The sequence below is a fragment of the Paenibacillus sp. MMS20-IR301 genome, from assembly GCF_032302195.1.
Classification (GTDB): Bacteria; Bacillota; Bacilli; order Paenibacillales; family Paenibacillaceae; genus Paenibacillus_AQ.
The window spans coordinates 3,928,784-3,946,569 of the sequence record NZ_CP135275.1 but is presented as its reverse complement, the minus strand read 5'-3'; the positions used below and the strand labels follow the sequence as shown (position 1 = coordinate 3,946,569).

The 17,786-nt window shown below is 52.5% G+C and carries 10 protein-coding genes; 6 read left to right on the top strand and 4 right to left on the bottom strand.

From position 1 onward, the window contains the following. The first annotated feature begins 34 nt into the window (after positions 1-34). The gene (locus LOS79_RS16975) at positions 35-1,084 is read left to right on the top strand and encodes an NAD(P)-dependent alcohol dehydrogenase (RefSeq protein ID WP_315411153.1); all 1,050 of its coding nucleotides are present in this window, start codon (positions 35-37) and stop codon (positions 1,082-1,084) included. A 112-nt stretch (positions 1,085-1,196) separates the two neighbouring features. Here the strand turns inward: LOS79_RS16975 and LOS79_RS16970 are convergent, their stop codons facing one another. Continuing rightward, positions 1,197-2,090, bottom strand: a complete 894-nt coding sequence (locus LOS79_RS16970; RefSeq protein ID WP_315411151.1) for a LysR family transcriptional regulator — start codon at positions 2,088-2,090, stop codon at positions 1,197-1,199. Between the two features lie 99 nt (positions 2,091-2,189). On the opposite strand from LOS79_RS16970, the gene zwf reads away from it, so the two are divergent. The 5 genes from zwf to LOS79_RS16945 all read left to right on the top strand — a co-directional run bounded on the left by zwf (position 2,190) and on the right by LOS79_RS16945 (position 14,022). Next, a complete protein-coding gene (gene zwf, locus LOS79_RS16965; protein ID WP_315411149.1) occupies positions 2,190-3,710 on the top strand; it encodes a glucose-6-phosphate dehydrogenase in 1,521 nt (506 codons plus the stop codon). Between the two features lie 46 nt (positions 3,711-3,756). After that, positions 3,757-5,172, top strand: a complete 1,416-nt coding sequence (gndA, locus tag LOS79_RS16960) for an NADP-dependent phosphogluconate dehydrogenase (RefSeq protein WP_315411147.1) — start codon at positions 3,757-3,759, stop codon at positions 5,170-5,172. A gap of 598 nt (positions 5,173-5,770) precedes the next feature. Beyond that, entirely contained in the window at positions 5,771-10,492 is a 4,722-nt protein-coding gene (locus LOS79_RS16955; RefSeq protein WP_315411146.1) for an S-layer homology domain-containing protein, read from the top strand. 147 nt (positions 10,493-10,639) lie between these two features. Then, positions 10,640-12,244, top strand: coding sequence for a response regulator (locus LOS79_RS16950; protein WP_315411144.1), 1,605 nt, complete (start codon positions 10,640-10,642; stop codon positions 12,242-12,244). Between the two features lie 35 nt (positions 12,245-12,279). Beyond that, positions 12,280-14,022 (top strand): cache domain-containing sensor histidine kinase, encoded by a 1,743-nt coding sequence (locus tag LOS79_RS16945; RefSeq protein ID WP_315411142.1) that lies wholly within the window; start codon positions 12,280-12,282, stop codon positions 14,020-14,022. 109 nt (positions 14,023-14,131) lie between these two features. On the opposite strand, the gene LOS79_RS16940 is transcribed toward LOS79_RS16945, so the two are convergent. From LOS79_RS16940 to LOS79_RS16930, 3 genes are all read right to left on the bottom strand, one after another. Then, entirely contained in the window at positions 14,132-15,022 is an 891-nt protein-coding gene (locus LOS79_RS16940) for a carbohydrate ABC transporter permease (RefSeq protein ID WP_315411141.1), read from the bottom strand. A 10-nt stretch (positions 15,023-15,032) separates the two neighbouring features. Further along, on the bottom strand, positions 15,033-15,923 hold the full coding sequence (locus LOS79_RS16935; RefSeq protein ID WP_315411140.1) for an ABC transporter permease: 891 nt from the start codon (positions 15,921-15,923) through the stop codon (positions 15,033-15,035). An 82-nt stretch (positions 15,924-16,005) separates the two neighbouring features. Beyond that, positions 16,006-17,658, bottom strand: a complete 1,653-nt coding sequence (locus tag LOS79_RS16930; protein WP_315411138.1) for a type 2 periplasmic-binding domain-containing protein — start codon at positions 17,656-17,658, stop codon at positions 16,006-16,008. Positions 17,659-17,786: the final 128 nt, after the last annotated feature.

Here is a 17,786-nt window from a genome sequence, read left to right as displayed (position 1 = left end):
TTTCTATACTATGAGGAAAAGAGAGGTTACACATATGATACAAGCCAGTGCACGCGCCACATTCAGCCAGGAAGGCCCGTTCAAGTTAACGACCATTGAGCGCCGGGAGCTGCAGCCGCATGATGTTCTGATTGAAATTAAGTACGCCGGGATCTGCCACTCGGATATCCACACAGCCCGCGGCGAGTGGGGGCCGGTCAAGTATCCGCTCGTTCCGGGACATGAAATTGCCGGTATCGTCAGCCAGATCGGTTCTGCAGTTACCAAGTATGCCGTTGGCGACCGTGTAGGCGTAGGTTGTATGGTAGATTCCTGCGGAGAGTGCAGCAGCTGCCGTAAAGGTGAGGAGCAGTACTGCCTGGAAGGAAATACGGGCACCTATGGCGCCACCGACCGGTACGGTCACTATACACAAGGCGGTTATTCCACGCATATCGTGGTAACCGAAGATTTCGTGGTCCGGATTCCGGACAGCATTCCGCTTGACGCTGCTGCCCCGCTTCTGTGTGCCGGAATTACCACTTATTCCCCGCTGCGTCACTGGGGTGCTGCTCCAGGCAAAAAGGTAGCGGTAGTCGGTCTTGGCGGTCTTGGACATATGGCGGTGAAGATTGCTCATGCCATGGGAGCCGAGGTTACGGTGTTATCACAGTCCCTGAAGAAGAAGGAAGACGGATTGCAGCTGGGAGCTGACCATTATTATGCCACAAGTGATCCGGAAACATTTAAGCAGCTTGGCGGCTCGTTCGACCTGATTATGAATACCGTAAGCGCGCAGATCAATATCGATGCCTATCTGTCGCTGCTGGCGCTGGACGGGACCTTAGTCAATGTCGGTGCACCTGCTGATCCGCTTGCAGTTAACGTATTCTCGCTGATTGGCCACCGCCGCTCATTCGCCGGTTCCATGATCGGCGGTATCCGTGAAACGCAGGAGATGCTTGATTTCTGCGCAGAGCATAACATCGCTTCGGAAATTGAAGTGATCTCGGCTGATCAGATTGACGAAGCCTGGGAGCGTGTCCTGGCGTCCGATGTCCGCTACCGGTTCGTTATCGACATCAGCACGATGGGGAATGAATAAGGGGTACTGTGCGTGTTCTGCTGAACAGGGCATAGTATGAAACAGAGTATAACCGGACCGGATAAGGGGAAGCCCTGCCTGGTCCGGTTTTATTGTCTGCGGATGGCCGGGGTCAGAATTCATTCCCTCTGGTCAGCTCAATGAACTTGCGGGCGGCAGTCGTCAGCGGCATATTGCGCATGGTCATCACTCCTACCTGGGCAGGCGGCAGCTGTACATCCAGTTTGATCTCAAAAAGCGAGCCCTCCTCCAGCTCCCGGGAGACGAATTCCCGGGTTACGAAGGAGATGCCGAGCCCTTTGCGGGCGAATTCGATCAGCAGACCCACGCTGCCGACCTCGAATTCCGGCTTCAGTTCATACCCGTAGCCCTGAAACAAATCCGTGACCGCCATACGTGCACGGCTGCTGCGGGAGAACAGGACAAGCGGATACTGAAGCAGCTCTTCAATGGAGAGCACCTTATGATTCAGCTCGGCATAACGGCTGCCTGCAATGAAGCAGTCCTGGAGCTGGAGCCCCTGATGGACCTCAAGCTGCGGGTCGGTAATCGGGATGCGGACTACGCCCATATCGACGGCACCTTCTTTTAGATAAGAGATCACTTCCGGTGTCGTTCCATGGATCAGCTGAAGCCGGATGCCGGGGTACTGCTGGTGAAAAATCTCGATAATAGGCAGAAGATAATGCTTGAACAGGGAGTCACTGCCGCCGATGCGCAGCTCGCCGTTGTCGAGGTTCTTAAGCTCAGACATCTTTTTCTCAGCCTGGGTGATCAGGATATGCGATTGTTCAATATAGGAGTAGAGCACGGCTCCCTCCGGGGTCAGGGTAACGCCCTTGGAGTTCCGGTTGAAGAGGGTGAGGCCGAAGCTGTCCTCGAGCTGCTTGATCGCATGACTGACACTGGGCTGGGTAATATAGAGCAATTTGGCGGCTTGAGTCAGGCTTCCTGTCTTGGCAGCCCAGTAAAAAACTTTATATAACTCGAAGTTGATCATAGACATAGTCTATAGCTCCTGTTCAATATATTAATTACTTGTATGGCTCGTATTTGTATTATAGTGTACCCATGAACGATAAACCAGAGCAGAAGGAGAATAGAGATGGAGGCAACTACATTTGTTTTATTTGGAGCGACAGGAGATTTGGCCCGGAGAAAAATATATCCCGCACTGTATAATTTGTTTCTCGACCGCAAGCTGAGCCATTCCTTCTCTGTGGTAGGTCTTGGACGAAGAGAACTCGGAGATGAAGCCTTTCAGGCAATGGTGGAGAAGTCGATCCGTGACTTTTCCCGGCGGGAAGTGAACCCTTCCGCGTCGGTGCGCAGCTTCCTGAAGGCATTTCAATATAACGTACTGGAAGTAGGCAATGCAGAGGATTACCTGAAGCTGCTGCAGCGGGTGGAACAGCTGGAAGCCGGCAAGGGCAGCACCCCGAACCGGATGTTCTATTTGTCTGTCGGGCCTGAGTTTTTCGAGCCGATTGCCTTGAACATTAAGGAGAGCGGCCTGGGTGCCGCGAAGGGCTGGAAGCGCCTGGTGATTGAGAAGCCCTTCGGGCATGACCTGCCGTCGGCGCAGAAGCTCAACCTGAAGCTGAGCGAAGCCTTCTCGGAAGAGGAAATTTACCGGATCGACCACTACCTGGGCAAGCCGATGGTGCAGGAGCTGGATGTATTCCAGCAGACGAATCCGGTGCTGCACGCGCTCTGGAACAACCGCTATATTGCGAATGTGCAGATTACAGCGGCGGAGACTGTAGGCGTAGAAGAACGCGCCGGGTATTACGACCATGTAGGTGCGCTCCGGGATATGTTCCAGAACCATATGCTGCAGCTGCTGATGATGCTCGCCATCCGCCTGCCGAAGGACAGCTCCGCTGATGAGGTGCGCTTCAAGAAGAAAGAGGTTATGGAATCCCTGGAGCCGCTGGAGGAAGGGAATATCGGCTCCGAGGTCATCCGCGGCCAATATACGGCAGGCGTGATCAAGGGTAAGCCGGTTCCCGGCTACCTTGCCGAACCGGGCATTCCGGCTGGCTCGGTGAATGATACCTTTATTGCAGCCCGGCTGCAGATCGATGATCCGTTCTGGAAGGGCGTACCCTTCTACATCCGGACCGGGAAACGCATGAAGGAGAAATCGACCCGGATTGTAATTGAATTCAAGGAGCCGCTGAAGCAGGTCTCGTCAGCAGAGGGGGAGGATATTCCGAATCTGCTCGTGTTCGAGATTAGCCCGAACGAAGGCATTACGCTTCAGCTTAAGGCAAGGGATCCGCAGCACAAAGGGAAGTTCAAGGCGATGCATATTGACTTCCATACCAGCTCTATAGAGATTCCCGAGGCCTACGAGAACCTCATTCATGATGCCTTGCGCGGCGATCCGTCCTTCTTTGCCCACTGGAATGAGGTAGAGCTGTCCTGGAAATGGGTGCAGCCGATCCTGAACGCATTTGCAGAGAATACGGTTCCGCTTCACACGTATGCGGCGGGCAGCCACGGACCTGCGGAGTCGGACCAGCTGCTGGCCAGGGACGGACATCACTGGTGGCTCGATGCTGCCGGAGAAGCGGATGAAGAAGCGGGCGAAGTGGCTATGCGGGATGCGGCGAATTTTTGATTATAGATAAGAGTTCAATCAGACAATTCATAGGAGGTCAACGGAAATGAGTAAACAGCAGATTGGTGTGGTCGGCCTGGCCGTCATGGGGAAGAACCTGGCCCTCAATATGGAGAGCAAAGGATTCGCGGTGTCGGTGTATAACCGCTCCCGCGAGAAAACAGATGAGCTGCTGGCAGAAGCGGCAGGCCTGAACCTTACAGGGGCATACAGTCTGGAAGAGTTCGTAGAGTCGCTTGAGCTGCCGCGCAAAATCATGATTATGGTGAAGGCCGGCAAACCGACAGATGATACAATCCAGCAGCTGGTACCGTACTTGTCGCCGGGGGATATATTGATTGACGGCGGGAATGCCTTCTTCCCGGATACGCAGCGGCGGAACAAAGAGCTGCAGGCTCAAGGTTTCCGCTTCATCGGGGCCGGGGTATCCGGCGGGGAAGAAGGGGCGCTGAAGGGACCGGCAATCATGCCGGGCGGTCAGAAGGATGCCTATGAGCTGGTGGAGCCGATTCTGACAGCTATTTCAGCCAAAGTTGACGGTGATCCCTGCTCAACCTACATTGGGGGAGACGGTGCCGGACACTATGTCAAAATGGTGCATAACGGCATTGAATATGGCGATATGCAGCTTATCGGCGAAGCGTATCAGCTGCTGAAGGATGTGCTGGGCCTTAGCACGGAAGAGCTGCATGTTATTTTCTCAGACTGGAACCGCGGTGAGCTGAGCAGCTATCTGATCGAGATTACCGCTGATATATTCGCCAAGACAGACCCGGTTACCCTGCAGCCGATGGTTGAGGTGATCCTCGATTCCGCCGGGCAGAAGGGCACAGGGAAATGGACGAGCCAGAATGCGCTTGATCTTGGCGTTCCGTTATCGATCATTACCGAATCGGTCTTTGCCCGCTTCATCTCCGCCATGAAGGAAGAACGCGTGGCGGCAAGCAAACGGCTGAAAGGACCGGAGGTCAAAGGCTATGACGGAGACGCTAAGGAGTTCATCGAAGCGGTCCGCAAAGCGCTGTATGCCAGCAAAATCGCTTCGTACGCCCAGGGCTTTGCCCAGATGCGGGTAGCTTCGGACGAATATAGCTGGAACCTGGACTATGGCAGCATTGCGATGATTTTCCGGGGAGGCTGCATTATCCGTGCGGGATTCCTGCAGAATATCAAGGATGCCTATGACCGTGACTCTGAGCTCAAGAACCTGTTCCTGGATGAGTACTTCAGCAGCGTTGTTCATAACTATCAGGAGGCATGGAGAGATGTAGTTGCCCTTGCGGTTAAGAGAGGCATTCCGGTGCCGGCATTTGCTTCTGCACTGGCCTACTATGACAGCTACCGTTCCGAACGGCTTCCGGCCAACCTGCTGCAGGCGCAAAGAGATTACTTCGGCGCCCATACCTTTGAACGGGTGGATCAGCCGGGCAGCTTCCATTTCGGATGGATGAGTAACGACTGAGTTTGCAGCAGTAAGGAGAGCAATTCCAGAGCACTTCCCTGGTTTAAGGGGAAGTGCTTTTTTTATGAAGATCAGCAACAGCAACAGAACCGGCGCAGGGAATTAGTTGGATTTTCTCCACTTACTCATGAACGGATAAGCCCCTTTCCGGCAGCAGGTGGAAAAACAGCACTTAATTTCATCCAAATCAGCCGGAATAGGTGAAACGCATGAAATTAAATGACGTTTATCCAATTAATTCCGTCCAGCGAGCCGAAACAGCCCAATTAGGATACATTTTTCCACTTGTTTCCGTTGGGCGGGCGGCAATGTCCGCCATCCTGATACAACTGCAAACTATAACTCAACCTTAAACAGGGCAATCCCCGCTTAACTGGGCGACTGGTGCAAAAATTAATCTACTTCCATAGCAGACGAAGAATTCTGCAATAACCTGCATACAGAACTTAAAAAACTGCATTTATGACCTCCCCGCAGTCTTGATAAACTGGATTCGGGAGACAGCCTCTCTTAATTATCGTGAAGTGCAGAAGGGAGAACGAGCATGAAACAGCAGCTGAAGCGGGGTCTGGCATTAATGTTGTGTGTATGTATGTCGTTGTCATCACTTTTTCTGGAGCCGGCAGCAATGAAGGCTGAAGCGGCGCCGGAGGTAATTCCGGCGGTTCAGGACGTTTTTGTGTCCAATTTCAGCGGGCAGGGAAACAGTGTGGGGACGAGTCTGAATGCAGCCAAGCTGATTTACGGGAAATCACGGCATGTGTACCTCAAGTTCGATTTATCCGCCGTGGATACAAGCAGATATGATATCGACGGGATGAATATGACCTTAAGCTTCAGGAAATCACATTCGCCTAACGAGCTGATATTCACTGAAGCCGAGCCTACCCTGCGGGATAGCGGCACCGAATGGACTGTTACTAATGTCACGTATAATAACCGTCCATACGAAATGGCCGGAGCTCCAATGGTAACCTATAATATTACCTCAAGCGGTGAGCAGAATGCAGATATTGATCTTTCACCGATTGTCCGTAATGCACTGCACAGCGGCAGACAATCCGTCAGCATTCACCTGACGACGGCCAAAGTGGAGGACAGTACAGTAAGCGCCAGTGAATTATATTCATCAAGGAATACATCCGGCTATCCGGGTCCGGTCCTGAAAATTAGGCTGGGAGATCCGCTAATTACGGATGGAATGGACCGCACTGTGCTCAGCGGGCTGATTGCGCAGGCCAACCAGTTAATTGAAACCGCATACACTGCGGATAGCTGGTCTGTGCTGGGGGCAGCGCTGCAGCCGGCAAAAGGCCTGCTTGTAAATAATGCAACCCAGCCTGAGATTAATCTGGCTGTTATCTTGCTGCAAGCTGCGATGGACAGCCTTGTGCCTGCTGAGCTTCCCGGCCCAATATCCGGCCCTGCCATGGGCAATTATTATAACAACAGCAACACCGCGGCGATGATTATCAAAATGAGGAATGCAGCAGGTGAATACGTACATGCTGATCCTGTCACCGGGAAGCTGTCGCTGACAGCCGATGCTTCCGGGGCGTCTTCCTTTGCACTGTATGTCCTGGATTATTTCGCAACCGTGGACCATCAGGAGGCGGAAGCGGGAGCCACCAGGACGGCGTACTCCATTAAATCGCTGGAGAACGATAAGTATCTGACCATCCAGAATTATTTCACGGCAGACGAATTTCTGAACAATACCCACCGCTACTTCAATATTATGAGCGGTGCAGAGAGCGGCACCAGCACGGAGCGGACGTTCGAGATCAAAGCGGCAGCTTCTGTTCCGGGCTGGAATGAGCGGTTCTATATCGACCGGTATGCGGATTCGGGTTATTACCGGATCTGGTCGCATTTATCCACGCTCAGAGATGATAATAATTTTAACCGCTTCAACGTGGGAATGACCGGTAGCGCTATGCAGAGCAGCGGAATTGCTGCGGAGAACAAGGAATACAAATTTTACTTCGAGCCGGTTACAGATGCAGACCCGCTGGAGATCAGCCAGGCTGTGTCGGGGGAGGATGCCACATTATTCTGGAAGCCTGTAAACGGTGACACGAATCCGGCCCACTACAGGCTTAATGGATCAGTGGCGGAAGCCGTGTATTCCGGCGGACTGATGAATGTTACGCTTCCGGGCTTAAGCGCAGGGGTTCATCAATATACCGCCGAGTACAGTGAAGCCGGATATCAGGCGCAGGCAGAGGTGAATGTCCGGATCTTCAGCCATCCCGGAATTCTGCTGGCCATGGATGATCTGGAGCGGATGAGAACCCGTGTACAGGCCAAGGAAGAGCCTTGGTACTCTGACTATCAGAGAATGTTGAATACGGTTTCATATCAGGTGGCCGGCTCCGGCTATCAGAATACAGTCTTCTCCAATGTCGGGCGCGGAGGCGCGCCGTCGGATTCCGCCAATATCGGTTATTTCGAGAAGGGCGGCAATGCCGCATATTTCAATGCCCTCCAATGGGTGATTACAGGAGAAGAGCAGTATGCTGACAAGGCTGCTGATATCCTGACCGGGTGGGCTAAGACGCTGAAGGTGATTGACGGCCGGGACCGGATACTCGGGGCCGGAATCAATGCCTATAAATATGCCAGTGCAGCGGAAATTCTCCGGTACTACGGCGGCGGGTACAACGGATACAGCCAGGCTGACTTCGCAGCCCTGCAGGAGATGATGCTGAACGTAGTCTATCCTGTCATCCAGGATGCCGCAGTTCCGATGCTGGCCAACGGGAACTGGGACGCCGCTGCTATTGTCAGCATGATGGCTATCGGGGTCTTGTGTGACAATGGTGAAATCTTTGACCGTGCGATGCATTTCTACCGGGATATTCATACAAACGGTTCAGTCTTTGCTTATGTGAATGAGTCCGGCCAGACCATGGAGACCGGCCGGGACCAGGCGCATGCGATGCTGGCACTGGGATACATGGCAGAGATCTGCCTCATCGCCAGAAACCAGGATGAGGATTTAGCTTCACTGTACGATAACAGACTGGCGAAGGCTTTCGAATACTCTGCGAAGTATAACCTGTATTCGCCGGAATGGACCGGGGAGGAGCTCCCCTTCACTGCTATGCCGAATGTATTCGGCGATACCGCCAGGGGCTATTATGGTGATGGCTTTGACAGGGACAGCAACGGACTCAACAGAGGCGAGCTCCGGCCCGTGTTTGAGCAGGGACTTGCCCTGTACAGAAAGCTTGATGGCGCTCTTATGACTTGGACCGCCAAGGCGGCTGAAGCAGCGCGTCCCCAGGGAATGGTGCATTTCGATAATCTGAATTTTGGCACACTGACTCATTATGACGGGGAGCCGCTGAAGACGGCGGATGGAATGTATTTTCAGCTGCGGACACGCTGGGAGCCCTTGTATCAAAGAAACTGGAGCACAGTGAACAGTATAAAGGTCGCCGAAACCTTGAATTCGTATTACGATATCAATGGGAACGGTGAGCTGGTAACAAGTGTCATGAAGAAGGATGCACCGTTCTTTCAGCTGACCGGAAATGATGACGGCACATATTCTGTGCTGCTGCTCACAACGAATACGTACCTGTCGGTCAAGGAGGATAAGGCGGGAAATTACAATATGCTTAAGGCTGACGCAGCGGTGATCGGCGAGAACGAGAAATTCATGCTGCGCTCCAGCGGAGTCGGCCCCTATTACCTGGTATCGCCTAAATACGGCAACCGGATTGTGTATCAGGAAGCAGCCGGATCAGGCAGCAATGCCGTCCTGACCCTTCGTCTGGGGACTAAGCAGCTGGCGGAAATAACCGATGTTCCCAACGTTACTACGAATGAGAGACTGATCTTCATGTTTAATACCAAGGAGATCGCCGGGGATGAACGTACTGCTCCGTCTATGCCGCAGAACTTAACGGCGGTTGCCGGAGACGGGCAGGTGGCGTTAAGCTGGGATGCTCCAGCAAGCACAGGCGGTGCCGCTATTATCAAGTATGAAGTGTCTCAAGATAACGGCATGACATGGAAGGATGCGGAAGCTGCTGCGGGGCACCTCTTCACGGGTCTTCTTAACGGTTCAGAGTATACTTTTGCTGTACGGGCAGTCAACAATGCCGGCAGCGGTGCCCTGGCGAAAGTGAAGGCTGCACCGGCAGGGCCGGTGAAGGAGCCGGAAGTGGAGCCGGTGCCTGCGGAAGCCTTGCCGGGCAGTGCCGCTGCTCCGGTGAAGACAGAGAACGCACACATCGTTTCATTAAACGGGGTCAAAGCTGCACTCACCCCAAATAACGGCGGAGGCTACAGCCTGATCCCTACCGCTGAGCAGATTAAGGAGGCTCTTGGCACCGGCAGCGGTCTGGTTATCACCGTAAAGGATATCTCAGATCTGACTGTACAGCTGCCGGTGTCAGCACTGGGCTCTGCGGATTTGACGGTGACTGCGGATTTCGGAAGTGTCCTGCTCTCTAAGGATACCCTGCAGAATATCAAGAAGAAGTATGGTGATTTGCTTCATCTCTATATCAGGAAGGGAAGCTTCAGAATCGGGCTGCTGCATAACGGGCAGCCGGCAGCATACGAGGATCAGAACCATCCGCTGATCATTACATTGCCGCTCAACACTGAAGCTGGCCAAGATCCTGCTGCATTTGTGGTAGTCAGACAAGAGAAGGAGAACAGCAGCATCCTGCCGCTGGCTGTTGCCGGAGGCAGCGGTGTGACTTTCACCGCAGCAGCTACGGGGACCTACGATGTGATCTATACCCCGGTTAGCTTCAAGGATGTATCCATGTATCACTGGGCAGCCAAGGATATTACCTTTACTGCAGCCCGCAAGTTGTTCGAGGGTACGAGCGGGGGCGTATTCAGCCCCGGGGCTGCTATGACCCGGGCGATGTTCATCCAGATGCTGGCCAATCTGGAGGGAATTGACCGCAGCCTGTATACAGTGTCAGGCTTCGGGGATGTGCCGGGCGGGCAATGGTATGCCGCCGCTGTGGGCTGGGCTTCCGGCAGCGGGCTGATCAGCGGAACCGCTCAAGGCAGCTTCAGCCCGGATCACGGGATTACGCGTGAGCAGCTGGCGGTTATACTGTATAACTATGCAGTAAGCAAGGGGTATCAGCTCCCTGATAAGGGCACAGTCCAATTTGCCGATGGAGACAGCCTTAGTCCATGGGCGGAAGAGGCGGCGTATGCGCTGGCCTCGGCAGGCATTCTGAACGGCAAATCCGGCGGCAGGCTGGAGCCGGGAACTATCACCATGCGTGCAGAGACAGCAGCCATACTGGCGAGATTCATCCGCTCGCTGAGCTCCAATTAATCTGAATGAGCCGTGAAGCAAACAACCCAATTCCCGCCGGAATTGGGTTGTTTGTTATACTATTTTAGATAAGTGTTAAATAATTTGTATACCTTTCAATAGAAATTGATTATATTGCTAGTAAGAACAATACACCGAGGGATGATTATGTACAAATTAATGATTGTAGATGATGAATTATTAATGCGTGTCGGCATACGTTCCATGATTGACTGGGAGGAGCACGGGTTCCAGGTGGCGGGGGAGGCCGGCAACGGCAAGGAAGCGCTGGAGATGGCACTGGCTGTCCTGCCGGACCTGATTATAACCGATATCAAAATGCCTGTAATGGACGGGCTGCAGCTCATCCGGGAGCTCTCCATCTCCCTGAAAGCCTGTAAGTGTGTGATCTTAAGCAATTTCGATGAATTCATTTATGTAAAGGAAGCGCTGAAGCTCGGGGCGGCAGATTATTTGATCAAGAGTGAGATTACACCCGCTGTGTTATCCGACCTGCTGGCAGTGGTCCGGGAGAAGCTGCAGGCAGAGCAGGAGACCCAGGAGAATAACCGTAATCTGCCCTATAACTTCAGCCGGGGGCTTGGACATTTGAAGGAGGATTTCTTCAAGGACCTGATCAGCGGGTTCATCAGCGAGCAGTCGGCCAGGACAAGGGCAGGGGAGCTGGGAATTAAGGTTAGGCCCAGTGAACTGGCGGTGCTCATTCTGAAAGTGAATCATTTTGACAGGGTGAAGAAGAAATATGTGGAGAAGGATGAGAAGCTGCTCCGGTTCTCGGTTCTGAATATTGTCGAGGAGGTTATTCCTGCCAGGTGGGAACGGGAGGTCATCACCGGCAATTCGTCGGAATATCTGGTCTTTGTAAATACCCTGCCCGGCAGCAGTACTGTATACAGTGATATTGGGAAGCTGTGCAGCAAGATTATTGTCTCCATCAAAGATTTCATGAACCTCGAGCTTACTGCCGGGGTGAGTACGGCTGTTCCGGGGCTGGGGTCAGTCAAGGCGGCATACGAAGAGGCGGAACGGGCACTCGCTTACCGTTTCTTTGACAGCACAAGCAATGTATTGTTCTATGCGGATGTGAAGGGACTCCCGCCCCGTGAACCGGTGGCTGCCTTCATCAGCTCTGACGAAGAGCATGACTTTACAGCAGTCTGGGAGAGCAGGGATGAACCGAAGGCTGCGGCGCTGCTGAACGGAATCCGTGACAGGCTCGATGCTTCGCAGGCTGATGAGAGCAGCATCCGGGAGACCTATATTTTGCTGATGGAAAAGATGCATACCCATTTTCAATTGGCGGCTAAATGGCTGCGTTCTTCCCTGGCAGAGAAGTCTCCTTATGAAGCTATCCTGCGCGGAGAGAACTGGGGGGATATTCACCAGAGTGTGCTTGATTACATGGGGTATTGCTTTGAGGCGGATTCCAGCATGATGCGGGAACGCACGTATACAGAAATGGCCGTAGACATCATTAACCAGTATTACGCCGAGGACATTTCACTCCAGAGCGTCGCAGGCCAAATCAACGTCAACCCGTCGTACTTGAGCCGTATTTTTAAGCAGGAGCGCGGGGAGAATTTCATCTCCTATCTAACCCGGGTGCGGATCGAGCGGGCTAAAGTCTACCTCAAGGGCGGCAAGCTGAAGGTTTATGAAATCGCTGACAAAGTGGGATATCACAACCATACCTATTTCAGCAAAATTTTCAAAAAGATCGCAGGAGTCTCCCCTGAGGACTACCGGGAATAAAATGACTGCTGCCCATCACGTTTGGAGAGGTGTATATGCGGGGACGGCATCCGGTTCGGATCAAGACCAAAATCATGGTTATCTGCTTAACGGTAATCATTCTGCCTGTGTTTGTCATGACGATTAATTCGTACCGGTCTTCTGAAAAATTATTGGAGCATAACTACAGGAACCTGCTGAAGGATCTGGCCAAGCAAACGAATATCAGAATCGATGAATTCCTGAAGGAAATTGAGAAAATCTCGCTCCTGGCCAGCAACGGGCTGAGCAGCACCTTATCTGCGACACTGGAGGGCAGCTATCCGATCCAGGATTATCTCCGGACGGGCGGCAAGGCCAATGAAGATGCGGCCTATAACATTCTGATGAATTACATCATGATGAAAGACCGTGTATTCTCCATTTACCTGTATAACCTGAACGGCGGCTCCGACCTCTTTGTCAGCCCCAACCAGCCGATTAATGAGGATTACAAGGTTGCTAATGAGCTGTGGTTCAAGAAATTCATGCATACCAAAGACAGGACAATTACCTTAACGACCCGGATAGACGAGCAGCTGCAGAATAAAGTGCTGGCTGTCTCCCATGCGCGGAAAATATATGACGGGACTACCGGCCGGCAGCTGGGGGTGATAGTGGTCAGCATCGATATCAAATTTATCGAGATTGTGAACAGTAACCTGCAGGAGGCGCTGCGCTCCCGGTTCATGATTGTTGATGCGAACGACAAAATTGTGTATAACCCCGATGACCGCCTGATCGGCACCCTGTTCCGGGATAATGTCCGACCTGACGAGACCAGGAATATTGTGGTGACTAATCCGCTCAGCCAGCAGCAATGGACCACCTATCTCTATATGCCGATGGATGAATTAACGGATGAGGGCGAAATACTGGGGCGGAACCTGTTCACCCTGGCGATTGTAATGTCGCTGTTTGCAATCATTATCTCGGTCTTTCTGTCGAATGTGATTACCCGGCCGATCAAGAAGCTGATGAATAATATCCGGCTGGTGGAAAAGGGGCAGTTCGAGCGGGTGGAGGATATCGGCTCCCGAGACGAGTTCGGGCATCTGTCCAGCCGCTTCATTAAAATGTCCTATGAACTAAAGCAGCTGATTGAGCGGGTCCAGCAGGAGGAAAGCGAGAAAGCCGCCGCAGAGATCAGGGCGCTGCATTCACAGATCAACCCCCATTTTCTGTACAACACATTAGGCTCGGTGAAGTGGATGGCCTCCATGCAGAAGGCTGAAAAAATCGCCGACATGACCGAGGCCTTAATCTCTATGCTCCGGTATGCTACGCGGCTGGACGGGACGCTGGTCTCCATCCGTGAGGAGCTGGATAATGTCATGAATTACATCACGATTCAGAATGTCAGATATTATAATTGCATTCAGGCGGTCTATGAGATTGAAGAAGGGCTTCTGGATTACCGGATTCCCAAGATGATTATGCAGCCTGTTATCGAGAATGCGATTTTTCACGGGTTTGCGGAGCTTGAAGAAGACGGGGTAATTACGGTAACCATCCAGTCCGCGGGCAGTGATCTTGTGATCGGAATCCGCGACAATGGCAGCGGGATGGATCAGGAGACCCTGCAGGAACTGGCGGAGAGCTGGACCGGGCAGGATGGCGGCGCGAAGGGCATCGGGCTGTACAATGTCCAGCGGCGGATCCAGCTCCATTTTGGCCAGGCCTATGGAATTAAGGCGGAGAGCTGTTTTGGGGAAGGCACGGTTTTTTATATTGTGCTGCCGGGGATTCCCGGCAGCTAAGACACAGCAGCAGAGGTGCAATTTTCCGGGGGGAAAAGCTGTTCCTCTGCTGCTGTGTTGCTGCTGTGTTGCTGGTTGCGGTGGCCTTGGGCGGCCAGTCCTCCGGGCATTACCCTTTGACACTTCCGAGCACCAGTCCCTTGGTGAAATACTTCTGCAGGAAGGGGTACACCAGCAGGATCGGGATGGCCCCAAGAAACATCTGGGCCGCCCGTCCGGTGCGGGCATTCATCATCGACAGGAGCTGGGTGTAGTCTGTGCCTGACTTCAGCATAATTTGCTCAAAGCTCTGCAGTAAGGTCTGCAGATAGCTTTGCAGCGGATAGTTCTTAGGATTGTTCATGTAGATAATGCCGTCAAACCATGAATTCCAGTGGCCGACGATACTGAACAGGCCGACGGTGGCGAGCGCCGGCTTCAATAACGGAAGCAGGATGCGGGTCAGAATCTGCATGGGTCCGGCACCGTCGATAATCGCGGATTCTTCGATCTCCTCCGGCAGGCCGCGGATGAAATTCATCAGAATAATCATGCTGAACACCGGGAGGGCACCAGGCAGGATAAGCGCCCAGATGGAGTTGATCAGCCCCATTTGCACAACAATAAGGTAGGTCGGAATTAATCCGCCGTTAAACAGGATGGTTATAATGAAGAAAGTCATATAGAGATTACGGCCCGTCAGCTTCTGTGCAGATTTGGAGAGCGGATAAGCGGTGAGCACGATGAGAGCGAGATTGATGACCGTTCCGAGCACTACCCGTTTGACGGAGATCCACAGGGAGGTGAAGAAATCCCCTCCGGTCAAGGCGAATTCATAGGCTTTGGTGGTGAATTCTACCGGCCAGAATGCCACATTACCAGCGGATACAGCAGCACTGCTGCTGAAGGATACGGCCAGCAGGTTAATGAAGGGCAGAATGCAGAGCAGAGAGGTTATGATAAGCAAGGTGTAGTTCAGAATATGGAATAGGCGTCTGCCCAGGCTTTTGTCTTGAATCATAGCTGCCTCCTTAGAAGATACGGTAATTGGCGACTTTATAGGCAAGGATATAAGATACGCCTACAAGAATGCAGGAGATTATGGATTTGAACAGGCCTACGGCTGCGCTGACCGAATACTGGGCCTGCTGTATCCCCAGCCGGTATACATAGGTATCGATAATATCTCCGGTCTGATAGACCACGGGTGAATACAGATTGAAGATTTGATCGAAGCCGGCATTCAGCACGTTGCCAAGCGCCAGAACCGACATCAATACGATTGTAGGCATCAGTAGCGGCAAGGTGATGTACAGCGTCTGCTTCCACCGTTTGGCCCCGTCAATTACAGCCGCTTCATATAACCCGGGATCAATGCTGGTTAAGGCAGCCAGGTAGACGACAGTGCCGAAGCCGAAGCCCTTCCAGATATCGCTCACAATCATCGTCCAGGGGAAAATAGACGGATTGCCGAGAAAAGGGACGGGTTTCACTCCAAAAATGCTTAAGAAGCTGTTAATAATGCCGTCTGCGCTAAGGATATCCAGCAGGATGCCGGCCATAATGACCCATGACAGGAAGTTCGGAATGTACACAAGCGTCTGGAAAGTACGTTTGATACTGCTTTTGGCCACTTCGTTCAGCAGCAGGGCAAAGATAACCGGGACGATAATGCCGCCGATGATCTTAAAGGCGGACATGTACAGCGTATTCCAGATGGTCCGGGTGAAATTAGGCTGGTTAAAGACATGCTGGAAATTATCCCAGCCGACCCATGGAGAGCTGAATCCAAGGCCTGGATTGTATTTCTGGAAGGCGATCACCAGCCCGTAGAACGGGATATAGCTGAAGATGAATACCAGGGCAAGACTTGGAAGCAGCATTAAATGATAGGGACTCTGCTGTTTTAATTTTTTGAGCATCCTCAATCCTCCGTTTCAAAGATAGTTCCCCGCATACAGCACAGGGAGGCGAGAATTCTCGTCCCCCTGTACACCGGAACCTTTATTTTCCGTAGGCTGCATTAACGGCTTCAGTGGCCTGATCCCCGCCGGCTGTCTTCCAGTTCTGGACTACGGTATCGAAATAGTCAACGCTTTCGGTACCCATAATGATTTTGGTGAAGCCTTCGGTCAAGATATCATCCAGTGTTGTACCGTAGCTTGCGAGCGCCTCGGGACTGGCTCCCCATAGGGCCGTTTTGATATAGTTGCCGCTGTCGAGAATTTTCTTGGACAGGCTGTAGGCGGTTTTTGGAGCCCCCTGCTGCAGGTAATCACCGGTCGCGCCCGGTGTAGTATTTTGGATAAAATCCACGCTGTTGTTATACTTTTGCCACATTCCTGCAGTGGTCAGGCCGCTAGTATCGCCGGATTGCAAAGCTGCAGATACAGCCTCGAACTGCTCATAGTCAGAATTCGGGTTAAGCACCCGGAAGGCACCAACCACATGCGCCAGGTCATTATCCAGCAGGGCGGATAAGCTTTCCTTGGATTCTTTGCCGACACCTTCGTCTACAATGTAAGCATAGTCATTAAGCAGCTTGACGGCAGCCTCCGGATGCTTGAAGCCTTTCTTGATCACAGTGTAGCTGCCGTTCGCGAAGAAGATGGACTGTTTGGCCTCTTTGCCGTCGGTTGCAGGGATCAGATATGGATAGAAGATGGCATCCTTCCCGAGGTTCGAGATCGTATCTACCCCCGGATTGTAACCCCACCACTGGTAGTAAGGCTGCATGCCGACCTTGCCGGCCACGATATCCGCATTCATGGCACTGAAATCCTTGATGGCAAATTCAGGGTCAATGATCCCCAGCTTGAACCATTCGGCCCATTCGGTCAGAGCCGCCTTCATTTCCGGCTGAACGGAGCCGTAAGCCAGCTTTCCGTCACCGCCTTCAATCCACATGTCAGGATGCGCATTCCAGGCAATGGCCAGCAGGTTGAGATAATCAAGGGTCTGGTCTACGGCAATGCCGTAGCCGCCATGCTTTTCCATAAACTTAAGCGCGGTTTCCTTGAGGTCTGCTACAGACTGCGGATCACTGATGCCCAGCTCCTCCTTCCAGTCATTGCGGATCCAGATGAAGTCCGGCTGTTCGATGAGTCCCCAGTGCAGCTGAGGGATGCCATACAGCTTCCCGTCCTTTTTACCGGATTCAAAGCTGTCCGCATCGGCTTCCATATAACCCTTCAAGCGGCTGGAGGCATAGCCGTCAAACACGGTTGTCAGATCCATAATCATATCGGCTTCGATTAACTGCTGCAGCTGCGAGGCGTTCACATGAAACACATCGGGGAGGTCATTAGAGGAGATCGCCAGATTCAGCTTGGTGTCGTATTCATCGCTGACCCAGTCTGTGATGACGCTGATATTGTATTTTTCTTTGTACCGCTTGATCCAGACATTGTTAGTGATGTCATTCCCCTCGGGATATTTCGCGGAAGCGTATTCAGAAGTTACCGTATGAATGGTTACCGGCTCTTTGAAGGCGCTGAAGGAGGGATCAGAAGGATCTACTTCAAGGGAACCGGCTGCTTCATTGTTGCCGGACGCCTCACCTGCCGGGCTGCCCGCTGTATTACCGTTAGAGCTGCATGCTGCCAGTACAAAGATCATGCATAAAGTCAGAATTACAACTGCGGTTTTCTTGGCCATACGTCTACCCCCATTAATCTTGTAGTTATGGAACCACTTGCACAATTTATTCTAAACGAGGGGGGGAGGGAGTGTAATAAATTATATTGACGCGATTCCGTTACTTTTTTGACATGCTGCTGCCGGAG

Bases quoted from the DNA above. Each gene is read 5' to 3' on its own strand.
- LOS79_RS16975 (WP_315411153.1), top strand. From the start codon at position 35: ATGATACAAGCCAGTGCACGCGCCACATTCAGCCAGGAAGGCCCGTTC.
- LOS79_RS16970 (WP_315411151.1), bottom strand. From the start codon at position 2,090: ATGTCTATGATCAACTTCGAGTTATATAAAGTTTTTTACTGGGCTGCC.
- zwf (WP_315411149.1), top strand. From the start codon at position 2,190: ATGGAGGCAACTACATTTGTTTTATTTGGAGCGACAGGAGATTTGGCC.
- gndA (WP_315411147.1), top strand. From the start codon at position 3,757: ATGAGTAAACAGCAGATTGGTGTGGTCGGCCTGGCCGTCATGGGGAAG.
- LOS79_RS16950 (WP_315411144.1), top strand. From the start codon at position 10,640: ATGTACAAATTAATGATTGTAGATGATGAATTATTAATGCGTGTCGGC.
- LOS79_RS16945 (WP_315411142.1), top strand. From the start codon at position 12,280: ATGCGGGGACGGCATCCGGTTCGGATCAAGACCAAAATCATGGTTATC.
- LOS79_RS16940 (WP_315411141.1), bottom strand. From the start codon at position 15,022: ATGATTCAAGACAAAAGCCTGGGCAGACGCCTATTCCATATTCTGAAC.
- LOS79_RS16935 (WP_315411140.1), bottom strand. From the start codon at position 15,923: ATGCTCAAAAAATTAAAACAGCAGAGTCCCTATCATTTAATGCTGCTT.
- LOS79_RS16930 (WP_315411138.1), bottom strand. From the start codon at position 17,658: ATGGCCAAGAAAACCGCAGTTGTAATTCTGACTTTATGCATGATCTTT.